Origin of the sequence: Alienimonas californiensis (assembly GCF_007743815.1) — a bacterium.
In the GTDB taxonomy this organism is placed as follows: Bacteria; Planctomycetota; Planctomycetia; order Planctomycetales; family Planctomycetaceae; genus Alienimonas; species Alienimonas californiensis.
This window is the reverse complement of record NZ_CP036265.1, coordinates 2426181-2447036: the sequence shown is the minus strand read 5'-3', so window position 1 is coordinate 2447036 and position 20856 is coordinate 2426181. Positions and strand designations below refer to the sequence as shown.

The following is a 20856-nucleotide window of genomic DNA, read 5'->3' as shown; positions in this document are numbered from 1 at the left end:
TCGGGGCCGATGGGGTGGGAGAATGTTCATACGTCCGCTGAGGCGGGCGTCGACCGTTCGGTCGCCCCCGGATTCCCCCTTTCTCACAACACGGCGTTGGCTGCACCCCCCGGGCCGCCGGTCGACGCTGCGCCGCCGGTCCCCGGTGCGCCGCCGGTCGACGCTGCGCCGATCGCCCCGGCGTCGCCGGCGGCCGATCTGACCCCGCCTCGGGGCTCGAAGCGGCCGGGGGGGCCTGATGCGTCGTCGGACGCGTTTCCCTCGCTGAAGCCACGGCGCCTCCGGAGTCCGGTTCGCCCCGGCCGGCTGAAGGAACGCCTGTTCTGGAGCGGCGCCCCGTTCGCCAGCCGGACGGGGAACGAACGGCGGAGCCGCCCCCGGGGGGATCGCGCCCGCAAACGCGGCTGGGGCGTGGCGGAGTGGGGCGGCGAGGCCGAAAAGGCCCGCTGGCGCCTGCGGACCGCCGCGGCGCTGCTGCTGGGGGCGTTTTTGGGCTTCCTCACCCGGCACTTCTTTCTGGACGACTTTGGGCTGAACGCCCTGACCGACGCCGGCTGGCCCCGCTGGGCGGTGGTCGGCACGCTGGGCGGGATAGTCGTCTGGCTGAGCGGCCCCTGGGAGATCGGACGGCGGGGATTGCTGATCGGCGAGGCCCTGACGTTCGGCGTTCCCGGGGCCTTCTTCATCTGGATCCATCAACACGGGCTGGCCTCCGCCCCGCCGAGCCTCCTGCCGAAGCTGGCCGCGGCGTTCCCGGGAGCGGCGGCGGCCCCCTGGATGTTGCTCATTCAGGTCTACGGGCTGTTTATCCCCAACCGGGCCGGGCGGGCGGCGACGGTTCTGGCCGTGATGGCGGCGGTCCCGCTCGCGATCGCGTGCGTGACGGCCGCCCGGTTCGATGAGGTGTACGCCGTCCTGTTCGAACAGGGGCTGTTCAGCGCGATGGCGGTGTGGATCCTGATCAGCGCCGCCGCCGCCCTCTACGGGGCGGTGCGGCTCTCCACGCTGCGGGAAGCCGCCCGGGAGGCCCGGGAGATCGGCAGCTACCGGCTGGTGGAACGGATCGGCTCCGGGGGGATGGGCGACGTCTACCTCGCGGAGCACCGCCTGCTCCGCCGACCGTGCGCGGTCAAGCTGATCCGGCCGGGGCTCGCCGAAGACGACCGCGCCCTGGCCCGCTTCGATACCGAAGTCCGCGCCGCCGCCCGGCTGACGCACCCGAACACGATCGAGGTGTACGACTTCGGCGTCTCCGAGGACGGGCTGTTTTACTGCGTGATGGAATACCTGCCGGGGCTCACGCTGCATCAACTCGTCCAGCGGGCCGGCCCGCTGCCGCCGGGCCGCGTGGTACACCTGCTGGCCCCGGTCTGCGGGGCGCTGGCGGAGGCGCACGCGATCGGCCTGATCCACCGGGACGTGAAGCCGGCGAACGTGGTCGCCGCCGACCGCGGCGGGGTGCGGGACGTGCCGAAACTCCTCGACTTCGGTCTGGTCAAGCGGATCAATCCCGCCCCGCTGTTCGACACCCCGCCGATCGACGCCCCGCCCGACGGCGGCGCGCACCACGCCTTCCGGAACGACGGCGACGGGAACCGCGACGGCGACGCGGCGGACGCGGCGAGCGACCCGCAACTCACGCAGCTCGGCAGCGTGGTGGGCAGTCCGCTGTTCGCGGCGCCGGAGGTGGCCCGCGGCGGCCGCCCGACCGCCGAGAGCGACCTCTACGGCGTGGGCGCCACCGCCTACTTCCTGCTGACCGGCCGGCCGGTGTTCGACGAGCCCTCCCCCGCCAAGGCACTGCGCGCCCACGCCAAACAGCGCCCCCGGCCGGTGCACGAGGCGAACCCGGCGGTGCCGCTCGACCTGTCCGCCGTGGTGATGCGCTGCCTGGAGAAGAACCCCGCGGAGCGCTTCCGCTCCGCCGCCGCCCTCGCCGCCGCCCTGCGGGCCTGCGAGTGCGCGGCGGAGTGGTCGGACGACGCCGCCCGCGACTGGTGGGCGGCCACCGAGGGCGTCCCCTCGCCCCGCCACCCGGCGCTGCTGGACGACGGCCGCCGCGGCCGGGCGTCGGTCGGCGCCGACGACGCCACCCTCGGCGACTTCGTGCTGCAGGACGACTCCGTGGTGGAGGTCGATCCCAACTCGCGCGGCGTCGTCGTCGAGACCCACACCCCCGACGACACCGCCGTCCACCCGGCCCCCTCCCGCTGAGCCCCCCCGGGAAGCGGCCCGGGGCGCTGCGCTCGGGCGACCCGCCGTCTCTCCCCGACTATCCTGCCGCCGTGACCTCCGACCCCGCCCCGCCGCCGCCCGCCCCGCTGTCGGCGAGCGGCCGGGCGGCGGCCGCGATCCTGCTCGTCGGGCTGATCGGGGGGTTCGCCCTGGCCCGTTCCCTCACCCCCAGCGAGGCCGGCCTGGGGACGCATCAGCAACTCGGGCTGCCGCCCTGCACGGTACGGGTCCTGTGCGGCCTGCCCTGCCCGGCGTGCGGGATGACGACCAGCTTTGCCCACTTCACCCGCGGGCAGTGGGCGGGGAGCCTGTCGGCGAACTCCGGCGGGTTTTTGCTCGCGCTGCTCTGCCTCGGGTTGATCCCGATCCTGGCCCGCGCCGCGCTGACCGGGCGGCTGGCGTTCCCCCGACTGGGCCGCCGGGGCGATGCGTCCGCCGCCCGGCCGGAGTGGTGGGGCGTCGTGGGGCTCTCGCTGGTCGGGGCCGTAACGCTGATTGACTGGGCGTTTCGGCTGGCGGAGTAGTGGCCCGCCCGGCCGGCCCGTGGGGCGAGAAAATAACCCGTGGGGCGCGAGGGGAACGTCGGTCCGGCGGTTGGAGCCGGGCGGAGGTTGAACTACACCCCGCCGCATGCGCCCCCACCTGCCCCTCCCCGACCGTCGCGTTCCCCGTCGCGCAGGGGCCGGCGGCCGAAGCGCCCGGCGGCAGGTCGCGTGGGCGGCGCTGCTCTCGCTGGCGGTTCTCACGGCGTTCGGCCTGCCGGGCTGCAAGCCGATGATCATGCTGGGGAAGATGCTGACCGGCGATCCGACCGTCACGCCCCCCTTCGAGGCCGTGACCGACGTGGACCTCACCAAGGGCGGGCACACCGTCCTGGTGCTGGCCCGCTCGCCGGAGTTGGTCAAAGCCCGCTTCCCGGAGGTCGATCAGGAGATCATGCGGCGCGTCGGCCGCCGGCTGCACTCCGCCGGCGCGGAGATCGCCAACAGCGACCGGGTGCTGGACTGGGTGGAGGGACGCGGCGGCGTCTGGAGCGAATCGCACCTCGGCTCGATCGCCCAGGAGTTCGACGTGGACTACATCATCGTCGTGGAGCTGGACCGCTTCGACTGGCACGAGCAGCACAGCCCGGACCTGCTCCGCGGTCGCTCCGCCGGCTGGATTCGCGCCTACTCCGCCGACGCGAAGACCGGCGACGTCGGCCATATCATGGGCGACGAATTTGAAAGCGTGTATCCGAAGCACCGGCCGGAAAGCGCCGGATCGGTCTCCACGAAGGTGTTCCGGGAACGCTACCTCGATCGCCTCTGCGAACAGGCGACGCAGCGGTTCATCCCGTTCACCCAGCAGGAAATGGTGCATTAGCGCCCGGCCGCCCGGCTCGGCCGCCTCCCCGGCAAACGGACCCGCCCTTTCCCCCGCGGCGGGATTTGCACTATCTGCTCTTTTGCCGCCTCCGCGGCCCCGAAGTTACAACGCCCGTCCTGGAAGACGAGTCGATGCACCGCACCGCCCGCGAGTTGCCGCCGTTCCTGCGGGGGTCGTTCTTTCAGCTCTCCCCGCTGCGGCGGTTTTCGATCCTGTGCGCCGCGGCGCTTTGCCCGGTGGTGATGAGCGGATGCAATCTGTTCATGATCGCGGCGTATTTGATCGGCGGACCGCCCAGCGTGGAGCCGGACTTCGAGACGGCCACCCGCACCAGCCTGACCGACGAGGACGTCACCGTCGCCGTCGCCTGCTACGTGCCGATCGACCTGCGGGCGGACATCGGCAACGAAACGCTGGACCGGGAGGTCGCCCGGCTGGTCACCCAAAAGCTGACGTTGAATAAAATTAAGGTCCGCGAGCCCAATGCCGTCCTGCAATGGATGGCCCGCAACCCGGACTGGGAAGAGCCCGGCGAGATCGCCGAGGCGATGCAGGTGACGCACGTCATTTATATCGACATCAGCCGGTTCAGCCTCTGGGAGGAGAACAGCGCCACGCTGCTGCGGGGCCGGGCCGACGCGATCGTGACCGTGCACGCCGTGGAGGAGGAGGGCACGGAAGCGGTCGAGATCTACGGCAAGGAAGTCGCCGTGCAGTACCCCCTCGCCGTCCCCCGCGACAGCAGCGCTCAAAACCCCGGACGCTTCCGGCAGGAGTTTATGCTGCATCTCTCCGACAAGATCGGCTGGCTGTTCTATCCGCACTACAACGGCGACGACATGAGTTCCGCCACCTGAGCCTTCCCGGGGAACCTTCCCCGGGCGCCGCAGCTCAAATAAAAAAACGGACGGCGTCCCCCCCGGGACGCCGTCCGTTCGTCGTTTCACGCTTCATCCGCCGGTCTTTCCTGGGCGGGAGAAGAAGTCAGTCCGGGGCGGGATAGAGGCCGTCGTCCTGCCCGCCGGCGTCCCGGGGGCCGCCGAACGAAGGGGACGGATTCAACGTCACGTCCGCGGCCGGGGCGTCGTCGGAGGCGGGAGCGGGCGGCTCGAACGGCTCCGCGGGGGGGGCGGGCGCCGCGTCCGGACGGGCGGCGAAGCGAGGTTCGAACGGCGCCTTCGGGGTCGCGGCGCCGGGGTTCTGGAGCTGCCGGCGTTTGTCCGCGATCTGAGCGTTGGTGAAGCCGGCGGCGCGGGCCGCGGCGACGTCCACCACCTCGCTCAGCCGGCTCTGGCCGCCGATGTGCATTGCGACGGTCCAAGTGGGTACGTCGGACGGCGGAGCCGCGACCGGCGCGGACGCGACGCTCTCCTGATCCAGAAAGGCGCCGAGCCCCCCCGCCTCGCTGCGGGCGACCTGCCGGTCCGCCTCGGCCTTCTCGTCCGCCTCCGCGGCGCGACGCTGCTGATCGGCGGGGGCTTCGTAGAGTTCCTTACTGAGGAAGGAGATCTCGCCGGGATCGGACTCGTCGTCCGGGTGCCGCAGGCCCAGGAACAGGGCCCCGGCGGCCTCGGCGCCGGCCAGTTTGGCGTACTGCTCCGGGGTGGTGAGCAGGCCGATGGTGCTGGTGGCCCGGCGGGCGGTGTCCTTCTGCCCCTCGCGGTCGCTGCCCTGCTCCGCCCCGACGACCGTGCTGCCGACGGACCAGACCTCCAGGTCGCCGATCACGCGTTTGATCATCTGATATTTCCGCAGGCGGCCGGTGCGGTCGTCCGACTCGGAGATATCGAACGAGCCGAACACGTCCACCCGGTCGCCGGGGGTCAGCAGGCCGGCGTGGCTTTTCGCCCGGTCGACGTTAATCGTCTGGACGAGCATTCCCTGCGGGATCTTGCGGCTGTCGCTGCCGAACTTGGCGGCGACCTTATCCTGCACGATCACCTCGCCGGCGGTGAACCGGCTGCCGGCGAACTTGCCCTGCCACTGCTCCGGTTTGGTGATCGGACGGGGGGGGAGTCCGGAGACGAAAATCTCCTTTAAGACGCTGTTCGCCTCCGTCACCGGATCGCCCACATGAATCTCCGTGCGGGCGACCAGCACCGCGACTTTCGCCTCTTCGGTTTTCGCGGCCAGGTGATGCTGGGTCGCCAGAAAGGCCGCCAGGCCCAGGGCCCCGGCGAGGCCGAACAATACGATCGGGTTCAGTTTCATCGGGAGGTGCGGGGGGGACGTGCGGGGGCGGGGGAACGATCGTCAGGGCGAATATCGTCAGCGCGAATTCAAACGCCCGACGGCCGCCTCCCGGGACTCCGGGGGCGGCCGACGGCGGGGTCAATCAATACATCCCGGCGTAGGCGAAGTAACCGAGGCTGCCGATGCAGATGGGCAGGCCGTAGGGGAGCAGCTTCATGCGGGGCTTGCGTTCGGCGGCGACTTCGGAGATCTCCCGTAGGCTCATGCCGCTTTTCCACTCGCAGAGGATGGCGAAGGACTGGGCGAGGTGCTTTTTGAACTCGCCGCCCCAGAAGGCCATGCCGATCGCGATGACGCCGCCGACCACCGCGGTGACCACGAACGCCGCCAGAATCACCTGCACGCCCAGCCAGGCGCCGATGCCGGCCATTAATTTCACGTCGCCGGACCCCATGCCGCCGACCGCATACAGCGGCATCAGCGTCGCCAGGCCGACCAGCATGCCCGTCACGCCGAAGGCCCACCCCTCGCCGAGGGTCGCGTGATACATCATCCCGGCGAGGATCATCGGGTAGGTCAGCCGGTTCGGCACGCGCAGCTCTGTGACGTCGATCCAGGTCGCGTACAGCGTGAGGACGGTCACGAGCCAGACGGGCCACGTCTCGGCGAGATGGGCGGTAATTTCGGTCCAGTTCACGGGAGGGCGCTCAGATGCGGGGGGGCCGCGTGGGCGGCGGGAGAGGCGGGAACCGCCGGGAGGGAACGGCGGGGTCGAACGCGAGCGGCGGTTCAGCCGGCCCGCATGACCAACGACACGGCCTGCAGAACCGCTGCGGCCAGCAGACCGAGCCCGGTCCAGTGCGCGGCGACCAACTCGGTCAGATCCAGATAAAACGGGAACATGGCGCGAGCCGATGGGGTGCGGGCGTGAGGAGGCGGCGAACCGCCTTTCAAGGGATAGCTCACGCTTTGGGCCGCGGCGGCGACTTGTTGCGGCAGGGGGAGAATTTCCGGCAGGGGGACTTTTGACCCCATCCCCGCCCCGCACGGCCGGCGCCCGCCGCGCCCCGTGATCACTCCTCCCCAGCACGCTCGTCCCGCGGCGAGGCGTCCGATACGTTCAGATCGCTGCCGTTCGACCGAACGGCAGCCCGAGGCGCGAGCCGAGGCGAGTCAGCACGCGCAGGCTCTCCCGGCCTCGGCTCGCGCCTCGGGCTGCCGATCCCTCACACCGCTTTTCGGGCGCGGGGCGGGCGCTCGCCGTCAGCTCTTCGGCGACTGCTTGAGCGGACGCACGGCGGTCAACAGCAGGCTGAACGTCAGGTGCACCTCGCGCGCGGCGACGTCGGGGGCGTCCTCGAACGTCAGATGATAGTCCAGCGGGACCGCGTGCGGGTGAGCGGCGGTCGCCCAATTCAACAGGCTGGCGATGCGTTCCGGGGAGCCGACGGCCTCGGCCTCCAGGCGGCGGGTGATTAATTCAAACTTCACCGGCGGTTCGTTCGTCGCGCCGGCGGGGGGATCGGACGAACGGTCCACAAGGCCGGGCAGCGGCGGGGGGCCGTTCCGCCAGGGCGTCGTCACCGGGTCCTCGAGCCCCACCCGGCGCATCCGACAGCCCGCCGCGGCGATGCGTCTCACCACGGATTCCCGCAGCTCCTCCATGGCGGCGTCGTCCAGTCCCCGCGGCCCGTCGGCGCCGGCCGGTTCGGCTTTCAACGCCATGAACCGCGCCTTGAGGTCCGGCAGCCGACCCGCCTCCGCCTCGGCGGCGGTGCGTGCCGCCGTCAACGTGGCCCGGGCCTCGCTCGCCGCCGCCCACGAGTCCCAGGCCGGCAACGTGACCGCCAGGCCGACCGCCGCGACCGCGCCCCACACGAACCAGTGGCGGCGGGGGTGCTCCAGAAATTGCTGGGCGAGGCCGTCCATCGAGCGGGCAGGGGAGAGGCGGGCGGGAACGGGGAAGGGGAGAGCCGGGGACGCTCAGCGACGGACGGCGGACCCGTCGGCGGTGCGGGGCGCCGCCGGAGGCGGGGAGACGGCCGGCCGGGCCGCGACCGCCGCCGCGGCGCCCGTCGCCTCGGCGACGGGCGCCGCGGTCAGTTCAAACCGCACGCCGGGGCCGGTTCGATAGCGGGCCTCCCGGGTGGCGGCGAGTTTCACCTGCACGAAGCGGCCGGAGCGCCGCAGCCGATCGGCGAAGGCGAACACGTCCGCGTCCGTGTGCCCCCCGCCGATCACGTCGACCTCCACGGCGGCGGTCCCGTCCGCGGCGGCCGATCCGGAATCCACCGGGCCGGCGGCGGGACCGACGGTGAAGGCTTCCAGCCACGCTCGCCGGGGAGCCGCGCCGCCCCCCGACGTGCCGCCGTCCCTCTCGACCAGCGCGGAGCCGGCGCCGGCGAGGGCCGGCACCCACACCGGCCCGGTGCCGCGAGTCTGGGCCAGACGGGCGGCGCGACGTTTCAGCTCCTCGGCGTCGATCAGTTTGCCGCGGAGCCAGCTGGCCATGTCGGCGTCGGTTTTGGCCAAGTTCACGGCGTTCTCCAGGGAACTGAGGCCGGTGTTGGACCGCCACGCGGCCCCCCACAGCCCCACCGTCAGCGCCAGCGCCGCGGCGACCGGCCAACCGACACGGGCCAGGTCCTTCCAGGGAACGCCGCCGCCCGGACGCACCGCCGCGGACAAGTCGCCCCGGGCGCTGAGGGCCCCGGCGTCTTCGAGGCCGGCGGCGGCCCCGCAGGCCAGCAGCACGGCGGCGAGCGGCCCGGGCGACACCGCGGCGCCGACCGACCACACCACCGCCGTCCCGCCCGCTGACCCGCCGTCGGGCGGGGCGGACGCCGCGAAGTCGACCCCGGCCGGGGCCGGGTGCGGGCCGACCGCCAGGTCCGGTCGCGGGTCAAGTTCGGCGCTCAACCGGCTCGTCACCGCGGCGCCGCCGGTCACGTAGGTCCGCATTTCTGCGGCGTGGCCGGTCGCCGCGTTGTCGGCGGCGTCGGCGTCCGCGAAGAACTGGGCGCCGCCCGGCTGGCCGCGCAACTGGTTCGCCACGTAACGGCGGATGCGCTTCTGGTGGCGGAGCAGCGCCTCGTCGCCCAACGCGCCGGCGGCGGTGGCCTCGTCGACGTCGGCGGCGGTGCGACTGCCGACCGGGCGATAGTCCAGCAGCAAACGCCCACGGTGGGCGACGGCGACGTCCAGCCGGTCGCCCTCGGCCGCCAACAGCAGCACCGGACGATCGCCGTCCAGGCCCCGCGCATGCAGACCGGCGGACAGCACGGCCAGCGTATGCTCAATCCGCCCCGCCCGCAGGCCGGCGTCGCTCAGCACACGCAAGACGTCCGCCGCGACCTGGCGGGGCGCCACCGTCACCCGCACGCGGCGGGTTTTGGCGTCCAGACGCTCTTCGGCCGTCACGCACGTCTTCTCTCCCCGGCCCAGGCCCAGATAGCGCCCGGCCCGGTCCGCCAGGGCGGCGGCCTCGCGGCCGGCCTCCTCGTTCGTGACGGTCAGCACCCGCGTCACGCAGAGCGAGCCCCCCAGCGCCACGTCGACCGGCGCCCCGGACAACGAGTGGCCCGCCGAACCCAGAGCGGCCGTCGCCGCGGCGAAGGCTTCCGCCAGCACCTCGCGGGTGTAGCCGGGCTCGGTCGGTCCGCAGCCGGGCGGCCACGGGCGAAACCGACAGACGGTCCGGGAACCGGCGGTGAACCGTTCGAACCCCGCGGGGCCGTAGAACTTCGCGTCCTTCCGGTGCGGGTCCGCATGTTCGGACGAGGCGGGAGCGCCGCCGGCGGGAGCGGCTCCGTCGCGGATCGTCACCGCCAGCGACAGCCCGTTGGCGGACAGTTCCAGCCCCAGCGTCCGCCGGGCGCCGGAGCGACGATCGCGGCGGCGGCGTTCCACCGGCACGGTCGGCGGCTTCGGACCGCCCTTGCGGCGGTCCTGATTCGCCAGGAGAGCGCGTCGTTCCGCCCGCGCCCGCAACCCCGCGAACGCCCCCAGACCCGGCGCATCCGGAGCCGATGCAGCCGCAGCGTCCGGCAGCCCGGCGCCCGGAGCCGTGGCGGGAGCGTCCGACGGGACCGTGGCGTCCGGCGCGGAAGCGAAGTCCAGCGGGGAAGCGGCGTCCGCGGGGGCGGCGGGAATGATCGGTTCGTTCATCATCCGCCCTGCTTCACGGTGGCGGTGAGCACCCGGGAGACGTTGCCGTCCGGCCGGACCACCGTGCCGACGGCGCGAACCTCGACGGTCCCGTCCGGCCCGTCCGCGGCGGTGACGGAGTACTGGCTGACGCGAACCCCCATAAATCCGTAGACGGTCGCGTCCGGCGGGAAGGGCACGTCCGAGTGACCGGCCCGCCACGTGATGTCGGCTTCCAGTTCGCTCAGCCCGCGATGAAGCCCGGCCTCGGCGACGTAGCGGGCCACTTCAGCGTCGCGAGTGTTGCCGGCGGCGTGAATCCGCAGCCGGGACGCGTCCATCAGAGCGACAGTCAGCAGCGCCGCCAGGCTCGCGACAATCAGGGCCAACAACAACGCCGCCCCCCGACGGGCCGACGGACGGGCGCCCGGACGGGACCGGAGACGGGGCAGCGGCGGGACGGGGGGGCGGCGCACGCATTAGGCGTCGGCAGCCCGCTTACCACCGCCGCACCCAGACGCGTCCGCGAACGGTTCTGCCGGCGTTCACGTCGCGCGGCAAAGCGACCGTGAGGACGATATCGATCATCTGGGCCTCGGCCGGATCGGTCGTCGCGGTCACGCCGTCGGATTGATAGAACGTCGTGGCGAAGCCGGTCGTGCCTTCGACGAGAATCCGTCCCGTCCCGTCGCGCGAGTCGTATAAATACACCGCCCCGTCGCCGGGATTACGCTCGAACCGCAGCGTATGCCCCTCCGGCGCCAGCACGGTGAACTGGCCGTTCGCCGCCCCGATCTGCGCGACCGCATCCGCGGAGCGGCAGCGCCGGGTGATAAATCGCAGGCCCCCGTCCGCCGCCCGCAGCGCGTCCGTCTCCCCATTGAGTTGTTCCCACGAAGTCCCCACCCCCCGGACGACCAGGTGCAACGACGCCGCCATGCCGGCCGTCAACGCCCCAGCCAACACCAGTTCCAAGAGGGTCAGCCCGGCCCGCCTCAGACGCCGCGTCGGGGCGCGGAGCACGCCGCCCCGGCAGGTCGGCGGACAGATCCCGAGAATCACGTGACGGCTCATGAGCCCGCATGACTTTCGTAGGAGGCCATCCGCGCCACGGCGGACGCCAATAACACCTGGGGCTCAGTCGAGTCGACGACGGAGTCCCCGTCCTCGTCGTACCAGACGAACGCTCCCACTGTCGCCAGCCGCCCCGGCACTCCGCCGTAGGCGGCGGAATCGCTGGTGAGTTCGAGCGCTTTCATCCCGGGATAGCCGGGCACGGCGATCGGCAGGACGGTCGCAATGCCTACGCGCCCGTCCCAATCCGCGGCGGTCCGAGCCATCCCTAATTCCACGAGGTCGCTCGCCACCGTCAAGCAGCGTTCCTGCCGATCCAGCCGATCGGCCGCCTGCACGGCCTCGCGGGTCATCCGCAGCGCCGGCGCCAAAGCGATCGCCAGCACGATCGACGCCGCGACCACCTCCAGCAACGTCGTCCCGGAGCGTCGCCGCATCGACGAACGACGGGGAGCGAGCGTGGAACGCACGGACGGGGCCTGTTTTGGGGACGGCGGAGCGAAAGAAGCACGACGGCTGCGATCCCCCGGGCGCCAGTCGCCCCGGGCGTGACGGCCCCGGGCGTGATGGCCCCGGCGCGCCGAGCCCGTCAGGGGACTTCGGCCACACGCATGCGGGAGGTCGCCGGGGTCAGCTCAATTCGCCACTGGCGTGCGTCGCCGACGAAATCGATCGTCGCTCCGGGTGTGCTGGCCATCCCCTCAAAATCGAACAGCAACTCCGACTGGGCGCAGGTGACCTCAATTCCCTCCGGCGTGGGGAGGGGGGCGTCGGTATCGATCAGCATGGGGCCGGATCGCTCCACGGGCACGAACGCCGTGATGCGGCCGCCGCTCTCGACGAACCGCAGTCCGCTGTCGGTCCCCGTCAGGATCGCGCGGCGTTTGGCCGCGTGCAGCAGCCCGGCGACGGTCTCCGCCTGGGTGCGGACCGTGACGTCCGCGAAGAACCCGTTGGAGCGGCTCGCCGCGACCGCGGCGAAGACGCCCATCAGCGTGACCACGGCCACCAGTTCCAACAGCGTCACGCCCCGCCGCGACCGGGCGCCCCGCCGCAGCGGACCAAGCTGCCGACCACGCCCCGGGGGGCAATGTCGGCGGCGGGGGGCGGGAAGCGTCATACCAGCGTTGAGGGCGGGAGGGCGCGAAGACTCGTCCCCGCGTTCGGGCCGCCCGGCGGCCGCTCGACCGCGGACCTCGATCAGTCCGTGAGGGTGATCTTGCCGGTCGCGGAGTCGTAGGCCTGTGACTTCGCCCCCGAGGCGTTGGTGTAGTACTGCCAGCTCGGATCCGAGTGCAGGTAGCCGTCGGTCACCAGTTCCGCGTAGTTGGTCGGGAACGCCCCGTCTTCGAAGTAATGCCGCTCGACGGCGGAGCGCAGTTCCGCGGCGGTCTGCTGGTCCGCCTTCATTTTCGCGGTGTTGCTGGAGGAGCTGATTCGCGGAATCACGACGGCGGCGATGATCCCCAGGATCGTCACCACCGCGATCAGCTCCAGCAGCGAAAAACCTTTGCGGCGAAGGGCGCCGGGGGAACCGGCGGCGGCCCGCGCCTGACCGCGGTCCGTCCGGCCCGTGAGGGAGCGGGTCATTGTGAAGTCCTGAAAGGATGTATGGAGGGGGAAACGCCGGGAGATCGGCCCTCGGGGCGATCCGCGGCAGCGCCGGTCTTGCATGACCGACAGTTCAACCTAGAACACGCTGGGCGAGGGCGCCGGGACGTTTTCCGCCTCGCCTGCGGTTTTCCGAAGGTCTGGGCCGAATTGAAGGCCCCCCGCTTCGCGCGCCGACCGTTCACGCCTTAATTGCGATCGTCCGATCGTCGTCGCACCGACGCCGTCCTACGAGTCGACGCCTCGCATCCGCCCGATTAATGCGCGTGCGGGACCGTCTTTCCCGTCGCCGCGTCGAACGTATAGGCCGTGCCGTCCACGGGGCAGACCGGCAACCCCTCCGGCAGCGAGGCCCCCAGATCCGAGAGATTCGTCTGCGGCCAAGCTCCCGTATTGCGGCGGTGCAGGGCGGCATGGACGTCGAGCGTCTCGCGGCAGCGTTCGCAACTCCTGACGTCCACGCCCCGAGCCGCGACGCCCAGGCGCGGTACGACCACCGCGGCGACAATTCCCAGCAGGGTCAGGGCGGCGGTCAATTCCAACAGCGAAAGGCCCCGCCGCGGAGGGCCGGGGTCCGCCAAGCCGGGGTCGCCCAAACGACGGGGGGGAGCGGGGGGGAACGACACGGCGATCCTTCTTCAGAGGGGGGGAAATGAAGCGAGAGGCCCCGGCCCGCGCCGCGGGGGGGCTCAGTGCATCTGGCCGATCAGGTCGAACATCGGCAGATAAACCGCCATCAGGATGCCGCCGATCGCCGCGGCGAGGGTGACGGTCAGCACCGGCTCGATCGTGCCCAGCAGCGCCGCGGTGGTGCGTTCGACGTCGCTCCGCAGATGCGTGCGGATCTGGGCGGTGACCGGCCCGAGCCGTCCGGTCCGCTCGCCCACGATCACTAATTGCCGCACGATCGGCGGAAACAGCCCGCCCTCAACGTCCAGCGCGGCGCTGAAGCGTTCGCCCCGCCGCACCGCCGCGTGCAGCCGCCGGATCTGTCCCCGCACGTGCCGGTTGGAGACGGCCTCGGAGGCGGGAATGAGCGCGTCCGCCAGGGTGAAGCCGCTCTCCATCAGGTTGCCCAGCACGTCCATGAATTGCAGGACGGCGATGCTGCGAAACCAACCGCCGAGCCCCGGCAGCCGCACGCAGGCCCGGTCGATGGCCTGGCGGCTCGTCGGCTCTCTCCAGGCCCAGACCGCCCCGCCGATCGCCGCCGCGATGCCGCCAAGAATCAATAAATAGTGGGAGGACGCCGTTTCGCCGACCGCGACCAGCACGCGCGTGATCAGCGGCAGGGTGGCGCCGCTTTCGTCGTACATGTCCTGAAACGTGGGGATGACGCACAGAATCATAAACGTCACCGCCCCGATCCCCGCGACGGTGACGAGCAGGGGGTAGCTGAGCTTTTTGATCAGGAACGCCTTGAGGTTCGCGCCCTGCTCCAACTGTCGGGTGACGCGATCCAGGCTGTCCGGCAGGGTGCCGGCGCGTTCGCCGACGCGTAATTGATGAACCAGCAGCGGCGGGAACGATTCCGGAAACGGCGCCAGCGACGTCGACAGCGTGCTGCCCGTCGCCACGGATTCGCCCACCTTCTCGAAAATGCGGGCGTATTTGCGGTTCGCGGGATCCTCCCGCAGCGTCGCGATCGCGCCCGGCAGACCCACGCCGTTGCGGATCATGGTGCACAGGTTCCGCAGAATCCCGACCAGGTCCTTCCGCTTGACGACGATCCCGGAGCCGCCGCCGATCTGGATTTCCTGAAGTTTTCGGAGAACTCCGAGAACCCCCGTCGGGGTGATGGCGGCGGACATAGTTTCAGGCGGAAGGGAGAAGGCGGAGGGCGGGCGGCGAAGAAAGGTCGAACAATGAACTCAGCGGAGGCCTCGGGGAGGGGGATAAACGCGGAGCGGGCCGTCCGACCGCCGCCTCCGTCCCGCCGCCCGGACGTTCAACCGGCGAGTTTGAAGTACACTTCCTCCACGGTGGTCACGCCGGCCCGAGCCTGTCGCAGGCCGCCGACGGCGAGTTCGATCATGCCGTCTTCCGCGGCGAGCTCCCGGAGTTTGCTGGCCGGGAGACCGGCCTCGATCGCCCGCTCCAGGGCGGGCGTGACGGTCATAATCTCATAGATCGGCACGCGGCCGGCGTAGCCGGTGCCGTGGCACCGCTCGCACCCCGAGCCTTCGTAATACAACGCGTCCGGGTCGGCCTCGGCGGGGCGTTGCCGGCCGGCGAACAGCAGGTCGATCAGTTTGCGGTTCGAGGCCCGCCGGTCCGCCGATTGCTCGGTGCGGCAGTGCGGGCAGATGCGGCGCAGCAGGCGCTGGCCGATGCTGGCGATCAGCGAGCCGGCGATCTTAAACTGGTCCAGCCCCAGGTCCGCCAGGCGGGCGACGGTGCCGACCGCGTCGTTGGTGTGCAGCGTGGAGATGAGCAGGTGGCCGGTGAGGGCCGCCTGCACCGCGGCGGTCGCCGTTTCCCGGTCGCGGATCTCGCCGACGAGAATGACGTCCGGGTCCTGTCGCATCAGGTATTTCAACCCGTTGGCGAAGCCCATGCCGAAGTCGTTGTTCGCCTGCACCTGATTGACGCCGGGCAGGCGGAACTCCACCGGGTCCTCGATGGTGGAGATATTCCGCTGGTCGGCGTCGATGCTGCACAGCATCGAATACATGGTGGTCGTTTTGCCGGAGCCCGTCGGGCCGGTCATCACGACCATCCCGTGCGGTTTATCGAGCAACTGACGGACGCGGGCGACCTGATCGTCCGGCATGCCGAGGGCGTCGAAGCTGAAGGTCCGGCCGGTTTCGTCCAGCACCCGCATCACGACCTTTTCGCCGCCGACGGTGGGGATGGAGCTGACGCGGAAGCTCGCCCGGGAGTCCCCGTCGACCAGCGTGAGCGTGCCGTCCTGCGGGCGGCGCTGCTCGGCGGTGTCCATATCCGCCATGACCTTAATTCGGCCGACGACCGCCTCCTCGCTGTGCCCGGGGACGGTCATAATCTCCTGCAATTGACCGTCCACCCGGTAGCGCACGCGCATCTGCGGATCGTGGGGCTCCAGGTGAATGTCGCTCGCCCCGGAGTGCACCGCGCCCATCAGGATCGACCGCACCAGCCGCACGACGGGGGCGTCCGGGTCTTCGTCGGTTTTCATCGCCGACGGGGCCGCGGCGCCGGTCCGCAGCTCCTCAAAGCGAATATCCACCGCCGTCTGCCGGGCCGCGACGCGTTCGTCGAAGGCCCGGTCCAGTACGGCGGTCAATTCGTCCGCCATGCAGATCACCGGGTCCACCCGATAACCGGTGAGCAATTCGACCTCGCTGATCGCCTCCATATCGTCCGGGGCGGCCATGGCGAGCGTCACGCGGTCGCCGTCGACCGCGACCGGGGCGACCTCACGGCCGCGGGCGAAGGTTTCCGGCAACAGGCGGGGCAGTTGGGGGTGGATCTGCGTCGCCGTCAGCGAGCGGAACGGGACCTCGAACTGCTCCGCGAACGCTTCGCCCAACTGATCCCGGGAGACGAGGCCGCGGCCCAGCAGCAGGGTGCCCAGCCGGCCGCGGCCGCCCCGCTGGTCGGCGAGGGCGCGCGCGAGCGCGTCGGCGTCGATCCAGCCGCGTTCCTGCAGAATGTCGCCGAGGCGGCGGGCCATATCAGTGCGTCCGTTCGGGGTGAGGCGGGAAAAGCGCCGGCGCCCGGGGGAAGGGCGGGCGGCGTCGGAATTAAGGGCCGATCGCCGACTTCAGCAGACGGGCGACCTTGGATTCGAGCACCAGCGGGTCGTAGGGGTGGATCAGGAAGTCGGCCACGCCGGCGGCGTAGGCCTCTTCGACGAGCCCCTGCGGGGTGTCCGCGGCGAGGCCGAGAACCGGCAGCCCCGCGGTGGCGTCCTCCGACGCGAGCCGCTCCACGATCCGCAGCCCGGCGCCGTCCGGCAGGTCGAGGTCGATCAACACGCCGTCGACGGCCGCGTCCGCCGCGACGACCGGCGCCGCGGCGGGGTCGTCCGGCAGCGGCGTCACCGTATACCCCAATAATTCTAATCGACGCACGGTCACCGCCCGCAGCACCGGGTCGCCCAGCAGCACGCCCACCGCCCCCGCCCCGGCGGTCCCCCCACGGGAGGGGGCGGCGGATCTCGGAGCGGCGGCGGGCGAGGCGGCGGCGATGGGGGAGGTCCGGAAAGCGGCGGAGCGGGGGACACGGTCCGGCGGTGGGCCGGGACGTCGAACCCTACAACACGCCGCGGAGAGAGCAAAAAACTCTGCGGGCGAAGCAATTCGCGGCTCTCACGGTCGTCAGAACCCGCCCCGCCGACACCCACCGCACAGTTCCCCCCGCAGACCGCGCGGGGCGGCGAGGTCACGACCGCCCGCTCAGCCGGAGCGGGGCAGAGTGACGGGGGGCGTCGGTTGTTCGCGCCCCTCAACTGCCCCTTTTCCCTGGCCGTCGATCGTGCCCCGCTCGTTCCGCACGCTGCCGCTCGGCCCGCTGGGCGCCTTCGCCGTCGCCGCCCTGAGCGGCTGCGGCGGCGCGGAACTGGCGGCGACGGAGGACCCGCAGGCGCCCCCCCCGGCGGCGCCCGTCGCGGCGCCGTCCGATCCGGCGCCCGCGCCGATCGCCGCCGCGAGCGCCGCTCCCCCCGCGGCGGCGCCCCGGGTCGCCGCCGCGCCCCTGCCGCCGGAGCCGCCGGCGGACTGGGATTTCTTCGGCCCTCCGGTCGATCCGGTTGCGGCGGATCAGGCCGGCCCCCGCACGGAGCACCTGCACCTGCGCGGATTCTGGGACGTGGACGGCCGGCGGATCGCTCAGTTGTGGGCGGGACGATCCGACGGGACGGGACAGATGCTGTTGCTCGCCGCCGGGGAGAGCGGCGCCGGCGTCACCGTCGTGGAGCTGGGCGAGGACACAGCGACCATCGAGCACCCCGAACGGGTCGTGCTGACGATGAACCCGAACCGAGATCGGTCGGCTGCGGCCCGGCCGGGAACGGTTCAGACGGGAACGTCCGGGCCGGCGGTCGGGTGGCCGTCGACGCCCGTCGCGGCGCCGCGGTCCCGTTCCCGCCCGGAGTCCGCGGCGAGCTACCGTCCGCCGCCGCCGCCCCCGCGGCCGTCCGCCGACCGCCTGGGGCGCGACCATGCTGATTGATCGCGTCATGCCTCGTCTCGTCCTCCCGCTCGCCGCGGCGGCGTTGCTCGCGCTGTCCGTCCCGGCGGGAGCCACGAATTATTACGTCCGCACGAGCGGGAACGACAACCCGGCCGATCCCTCATCCGGGGGCAAGTCGGCGTCGAAGGCCTACCGCACGATGCAGCGGGCGGCGAACGTCGCCGTCGCGGGGGACACGGTCTACGTGGGGGCGGGCACCTACAGCGAATCCGTCATCGGAATGTCGGACGGCACCTCCGCGGCGCCGCTGACCTGGATCGCCGATACGTCGGGCGTCCACACCGGAGACGCCGGGCCCGTCCGGGTTCGCCCGGCGAACGGCGGATCGTTCGCCGTCCGCCTGATGGACGAGAACTACATTCAGTTCCACGGCTTCGCCTTCAACTCGAATCCGAACGCCGCCGGCGCGGACGGCGTGCTGATTCAGAACTCGCACAATCTGCTCTTCAACGGCTGCACGTTCCACGGGTTCGCCGCCGGCGTGAACGCTTCGAACGGCGCGTTCAACGTCTCGAACGGCACGTTCTCGAGCTGCCGCTCCGCGGTCAAGGCGATCGCGGGGAGCGCGGTCGGCATGAGCGACTGCAACGTCGTCGTGCCGGTCGACGGCTCCTACTCGAGCGGGATCGATTCCCGCGCGTCCGCGTTGAAGGTCTTACGGTGCACCATCACCGGGGGCACCCACGGCATCTATCACGTCAACGGGACCGGGTGCTCGGTGACCGATTCCACCGTCTCGGGGGCGACCTCGACCGGGCTGTGGATCGAAGGGGGGACGAAGGTCGTGGACGGCTGCGAGATCGTCGGCGGCCAGTACGGCCTGTACCTGCCGAAATCCGCCGGCTCGGACCCGGACGTGCGCAACTCGGTGATCCGCGACGGCGTGGTGGGGATCTACGCCGGCTGGCAGTATCTGATACTCCGCGACCTGACGTTCTCGGGACATTCCGACGCCGCGATCCGCGTCGAGACATCCATCCCCGCCTTCGTGCTGGGATCAGAAGACACGATCTCCGTCACCAACTGTCGCTACGGCGTGGCCTGGAACGGAAATCCGTCCGTCGCCCAGAGCCTCACGGTCCTGTTGCAGAACTGGACCGATAACGTGGACCACTTCTACGCGCGAGACGTCGAAACGGTCATCGCACGCGACCTCACCCTGTCCAACGCTCACGCGGGTCTGCTGGTCGTCGACGGGGCTCAGGTCACCGTGACCGGCTGCACCTTCGCGGACAGCGTCCCTACCGGCTCCTGGAGGGACGAGGCGGCGGTTTACGCTCAGGCGGCGACGGTCACGGTCACGGACTGCACGATCGACCGGTGGTCGTTCGGGGTGCACCTGATCGGGGCGACGACCCTCGATCTCCAGCGGCTGACCGTCCGCGACAGCAGTCACTACGCGATCTGCCTTCAGGACGCCGTCTGGAACTGGGAGGCGGCCGACGCGATTGTGCTCACGGACAACTGGACCGGCGTCTACGCGAAAGATTGCCAAGTGACGATCGACGGCGGCGCCCCGGGCGTCACCGTCGACGGGGCCGTCGGGACCGGCCGAGGTCTTTATTCCATCGGGGGGTCCGCCGTTTGGCGGAACGTCCACGTGACCGACAGCTCCGTCGGCTTCCTGTCCGAGCACACCCGGGGCGCGCTGCTGGACCAATGCTCCGCGACCGGCTGCACCACCCAGGCGCTCAAGGTCATCCGGGATCCGTCAGACCCGGCCGTCGTCGCCGCCACGGTGACGAACTTCGCCGCCACGGACTGCGCGAACGGCGTGATCTACAACCGTGGGGCCGGGACGGCGGACGGCGTCGGCCAGATCGAACTGCGGGACCTGTCGATCACGCGGTCCGTCACGCTGGACGGGAACGGGTACGCCGTCGGCCCGACCGGGGCGGGTCTCACGCTGAACGACTGCCCGCTGGTCGAGGCGCTGCACACCGGGCTGACCGTCTCCGGCCACGAGACGGGCCTGTACGTGGCCGGGGCCGATCTTGCCGTCGGCGCCGCGACGGCCCTGAACGTTTCCGCCTGCGGCAGCGCCCTAATGTGCGCCGGCGGAGCCGTCACCATCTCGAACTGGGACGTCTCCGGGAACTGGACCGCCCTGTACGCGTTGCCGGCCGGCCGGCCGGTGACCGTGACGGACAGCGCCCTGAGCGCTCGCGACTACGCCGTTTACATCCCGGACGCCGGCGACCTGACCGTCGCCCGCTGCGCCGTCGTCACGCGCGACGGGGCCGGGTTCGACGTCGCGACGACCCGCACCTCGGCCTACGCCTTCGTCGACTGCACCGTCGCCGCTGGCGGGGACGGATTTCTCTTGGACGTGGGCGCCGGTTCCGGGTCGATCACGCTGGAGCGGTGCACCGTGACGAACGCCGGCGACGACGGATTCAGTCTGCTGGCCCCCACCGTCACGGCAACGGATTGCACGGTGACCGCGGCGGTCGGCGACGGCTTTCAATGTCGGGGCGGCGCCGGCCTGCTCACCCGGTGCATCGTCCTCGACTGCGGCGGCGCCGCGGCGGCGGCGACGGGCACCGCCGCCCTGACCGCGGACAATCTGCTCGGCGTGGGCGCCACGGGACTCTACGTCGACGGCGCCGCCGCCTCGCTCCTGGCCCGATACGTCACCGTCGCGAGCGCCGCCGTCGCCGCCCATGCGACCAACGGCGGCGCGTTGACGGTCGTGAACGGCGTGTTGAGCAGCGGTTCGATCGCGGCCAGGGCCGACGCCGGCGGCTCGGTGATCCTCGATTATGCCTTGCTGGACGCCCCGACCCCCTACGACGGCGTCGCCGCCGGCGCCAACGACCTCCTCCGACCGCCGCTCTTCGAGGACGCCGCGGCCGGCGATTACCGCCCCGCGAAGGGTTCGCCGATGATCAACGCCGGGAAAAATCTGAGCGGCGTCGTCGACGACGATCTCCGAAACTTCGTCCGCCCCTCGTTCAACGGTTATGAACTCGGGGCGTACGAGAGCGAATTCCCGGCCGGCGGCGTGCGAATCCTGAAGTGGCGGGAAGTCGCCCAGTAAGACGCCGGCCTCAC

Annotated in this window: 19 protein-coding genes; 6 read left to right on the top strand and 13 right to left on the bottom strand. The window is 71.4% G+C overall.

All coding sequences use genetic code 11. The features are described 5' to 3' along the window. Positions 1-411 precede the first annotated feature (411 nt). From CA12_RS09585 to CA12_RS09570, 4 genes are all read left to right on the top strand, one after another. Entirely contained in the window at positions 412-2214 is a 1803-nt protein-coding gene (locus CA12_RS09585; protein WP_165700660.1) for a serine/threonine-protein kinase, read from the top strand. A 71-nt stretch (positions 2215-2285) separates the two neighbouring features. Beyond that, positions 2286-2759, top strand: coding sequence for a DUF2752 domain-containing protein (locus CA12_RS09580; RefSeq protein ID WP_207622189.1), 474 nt, complete (start codon positions 2286-2288; stop codon positions 2757-2759). Positions 2760-2865: 106 nt separating this feature from the next. Further along, entirely contained in the window at positions 2866-3600 is a 735-nt protein-coding gene (locus tag CA12_RS09575) for a hypothetical protein (RefSeq protein WP_145358733.1), read from the top strand. 134 nt (positions 3601-3734) lie between these two features. Beyond that, positions 3735-4460 carry a hypothetical protein gene (locus tag CA12_RS09570; RefSeq protein WP_145358732.1) on the top strand — a complete coding sequence of 242 codons (726 nt, stop codon included), beginning with the start codon at positions 3735-3737 and terminating at the stop codon, positions 4458-4460. A 127-nt stretch (positions 4461-4587) separates the two neighbouring features. On the opposite strand, the gene cpaB is transcribed toward CA12_RS09570, so the two are convergent. The 13 genes from cpaB to CA12_RS09505 form a co-directional block, all read right to left on the bottom strand. Continuing rightward, the gene (gene cpaB, locus CA12_RS09565; protein ID WP_145358731.1) at positions 4588-5814 is read right to left on the bottom strand and encodes a Flp pilus assembly protein CpaB; all 1227 of its coding nucleotides are present in this window, start codon (positions 5812-5814) and stop codon (positions 4588-4590) included. Positions 5815-5938: 124 nt separating this feature from the next. Beyond that, the gene (locus CA12_RS09560) at positions 5939-6493 is read right to left on the bottom strand and encodes an A24 family peptidase (protein WP_242688185.1); all 555 of its coding nucleotides are present in this window, start codon (positions 6491-6493) and stop codon (positions 5939-5941) included. A 566-nt stretch (positions 6494-7059) separates the two neighbouring features. Continuing rightward, positions 7060-7725: a hypothetical protein gene (locus tag CA12_RS09555; protein WP_145358730.1), complete on the bottom strand. Its 666-nt coding sequence runs from the start codon at positions 7723-7725 to the stop codon at positions 7060-7062. A 54-nt stretch (positions 7726-7779) separates the two neighbouring features. Next, the gene (locus CA12_RS09550; RefSeq protein WP_165700659.1) at positions 7780-9966 is read right to left on the bottom strand and encodes a hypothetical protein; all 2187 of its coding nucleotides are present in this window, start codon (positions 9964-9966) and stop codon (positions 7780-7782) included. Next, complete coding sequence (locus CA12_RS09545; protein WP_207622188.1) at positions 9963-10331, bottom strand: hypothetical protein; 369 nt, start codon at positions 10329-10331, stop codon at positions 9963-9965. The genes CA12_RS09550 and CA12_RS09545 overlap by 4 nt, the downstream gene beginning before the upstream one ends. A 109-nt stretch (positions 10332-10440) precedes the next feature. Beyond that, positions 10441-11016: a PulJ/GspJ family protein gene (locus CA12_RS09540; RefSeq protein WP_145358727.1), complete on the bottom strand. Its 576-nt coding sequence runs from the start codon at positions 11014-11016 to the stop codon at positions 10441-10443. Further along, the gene (locus CA12_RS09535; protein ID WP_145358726.1) at positions 11013-11453 is read right to left on the bottom strand and encodes a type IV pilus modification PilV family protein; all 441 of its coding nucleotides are present in this window, start codon (positions 11451-11453) and stop codon (positions 11013-11015) included. Before CA12_RS09535 ends, CA12_RS09540 begins: the two co-directional genes overlap by 4 nt. Before the next feature lie 152 nt (positions 11454-11605). After that, positions 11606-12136 (bottom strand): pilus assembly FimT family protein, encoded by a 531-nt coding sequence (locus tag CA12_RS09530; protein WP_145358725.1) that lies wholly within the window; start codon positions 12134-12136, stop codon positions 11606-11608. A gap of 80 nt (positions 12137-12216) precedes the next feature. After that, a complete protein-coding gene (locus CA12_RS09525; RefSeq protein ID WP_165700658.1) occupies positions 12217-12606 on the bottom strand; it encodes a competence type IV pilus major pilin ComGC in 390 nt (129 codons plus the stop codon). Between the two features lie 278 nt (positions 12607-12884). Beyond that, the gene (locus CA12_RS09520) at positions 12885-13253 is read right to left on the bottom strand and encodes a prepilin-type N-terminal cleavage/methylation domain-containing protein (RefSeq protein WP_165700657.1); all 369 of its coding nucleotides are present in this window, start codon (positions 13251-13253) and stop codon (positions 12885-12887) included. A gap of 63 nt (positions 13254-13316) precedes the next feature. Beyond that, on the bottom strand, positions 13317-14438 hold the full coding sequence (locus tag CA12_RS09515) for a type II secretion system F family protein (RefSeq protein WP_145358722.1): 1122 nt from the start codon (positions 14436-14438) through the stop codon (positions 13317-13319). A 137-nt stretch (positions 14439-14575) separates the two neighbouring features. Next, positions 14576-16282, bottom strand: a complete 1707-nt coding sequence (locus CA12_RS09510; RefSeq protein ID WP_145358721.1) for a GspE/PulE family protein — start codon at positions 16280-16282, stop codon at positions 14576-14578. Positions 16283-16352: 70 nt separating this feature from the next. Continuing rightward, positions 16353-16724, bottom strand: coding sequence for a response regulator (locus tag CA12_RS09505; RefSeq protein WP_165700656.1), 372 nt, complete (start codon positions 16722-16724; stop codon positions 16353-16355). 361 nt (positions 16725-17085) lie between these two features. Here CA12_RS09505 and CA12_RS09500 point away from each other — a divergent pair, with 361 nt between their 5' ends. Together CA12_RS09500 and CA12_RS09495 are read left to right on the top strand one after the other, a co-directional pair. Then, positions 17086-17781, top strand: a complete 696-nt coding sequence (locus CA12_RS09500) for a hypothetical protein (protein WP_145358719.1) — start codon at positions 17086-17088, stop codon at positions 17779-17781. 7 nt (positions 17782-17788) lie between these two features. Then, entirely contained in the window at positions 17789-20842 is a 3054-nt protein-coding gene (locus CA12_RS09495) for a right-handed parallel beta-helix repeat-containing protein (protein ID WP_165700655.1), read from the top strand. Positions 20843-20856: the final 14 nt, after the last annotated feature.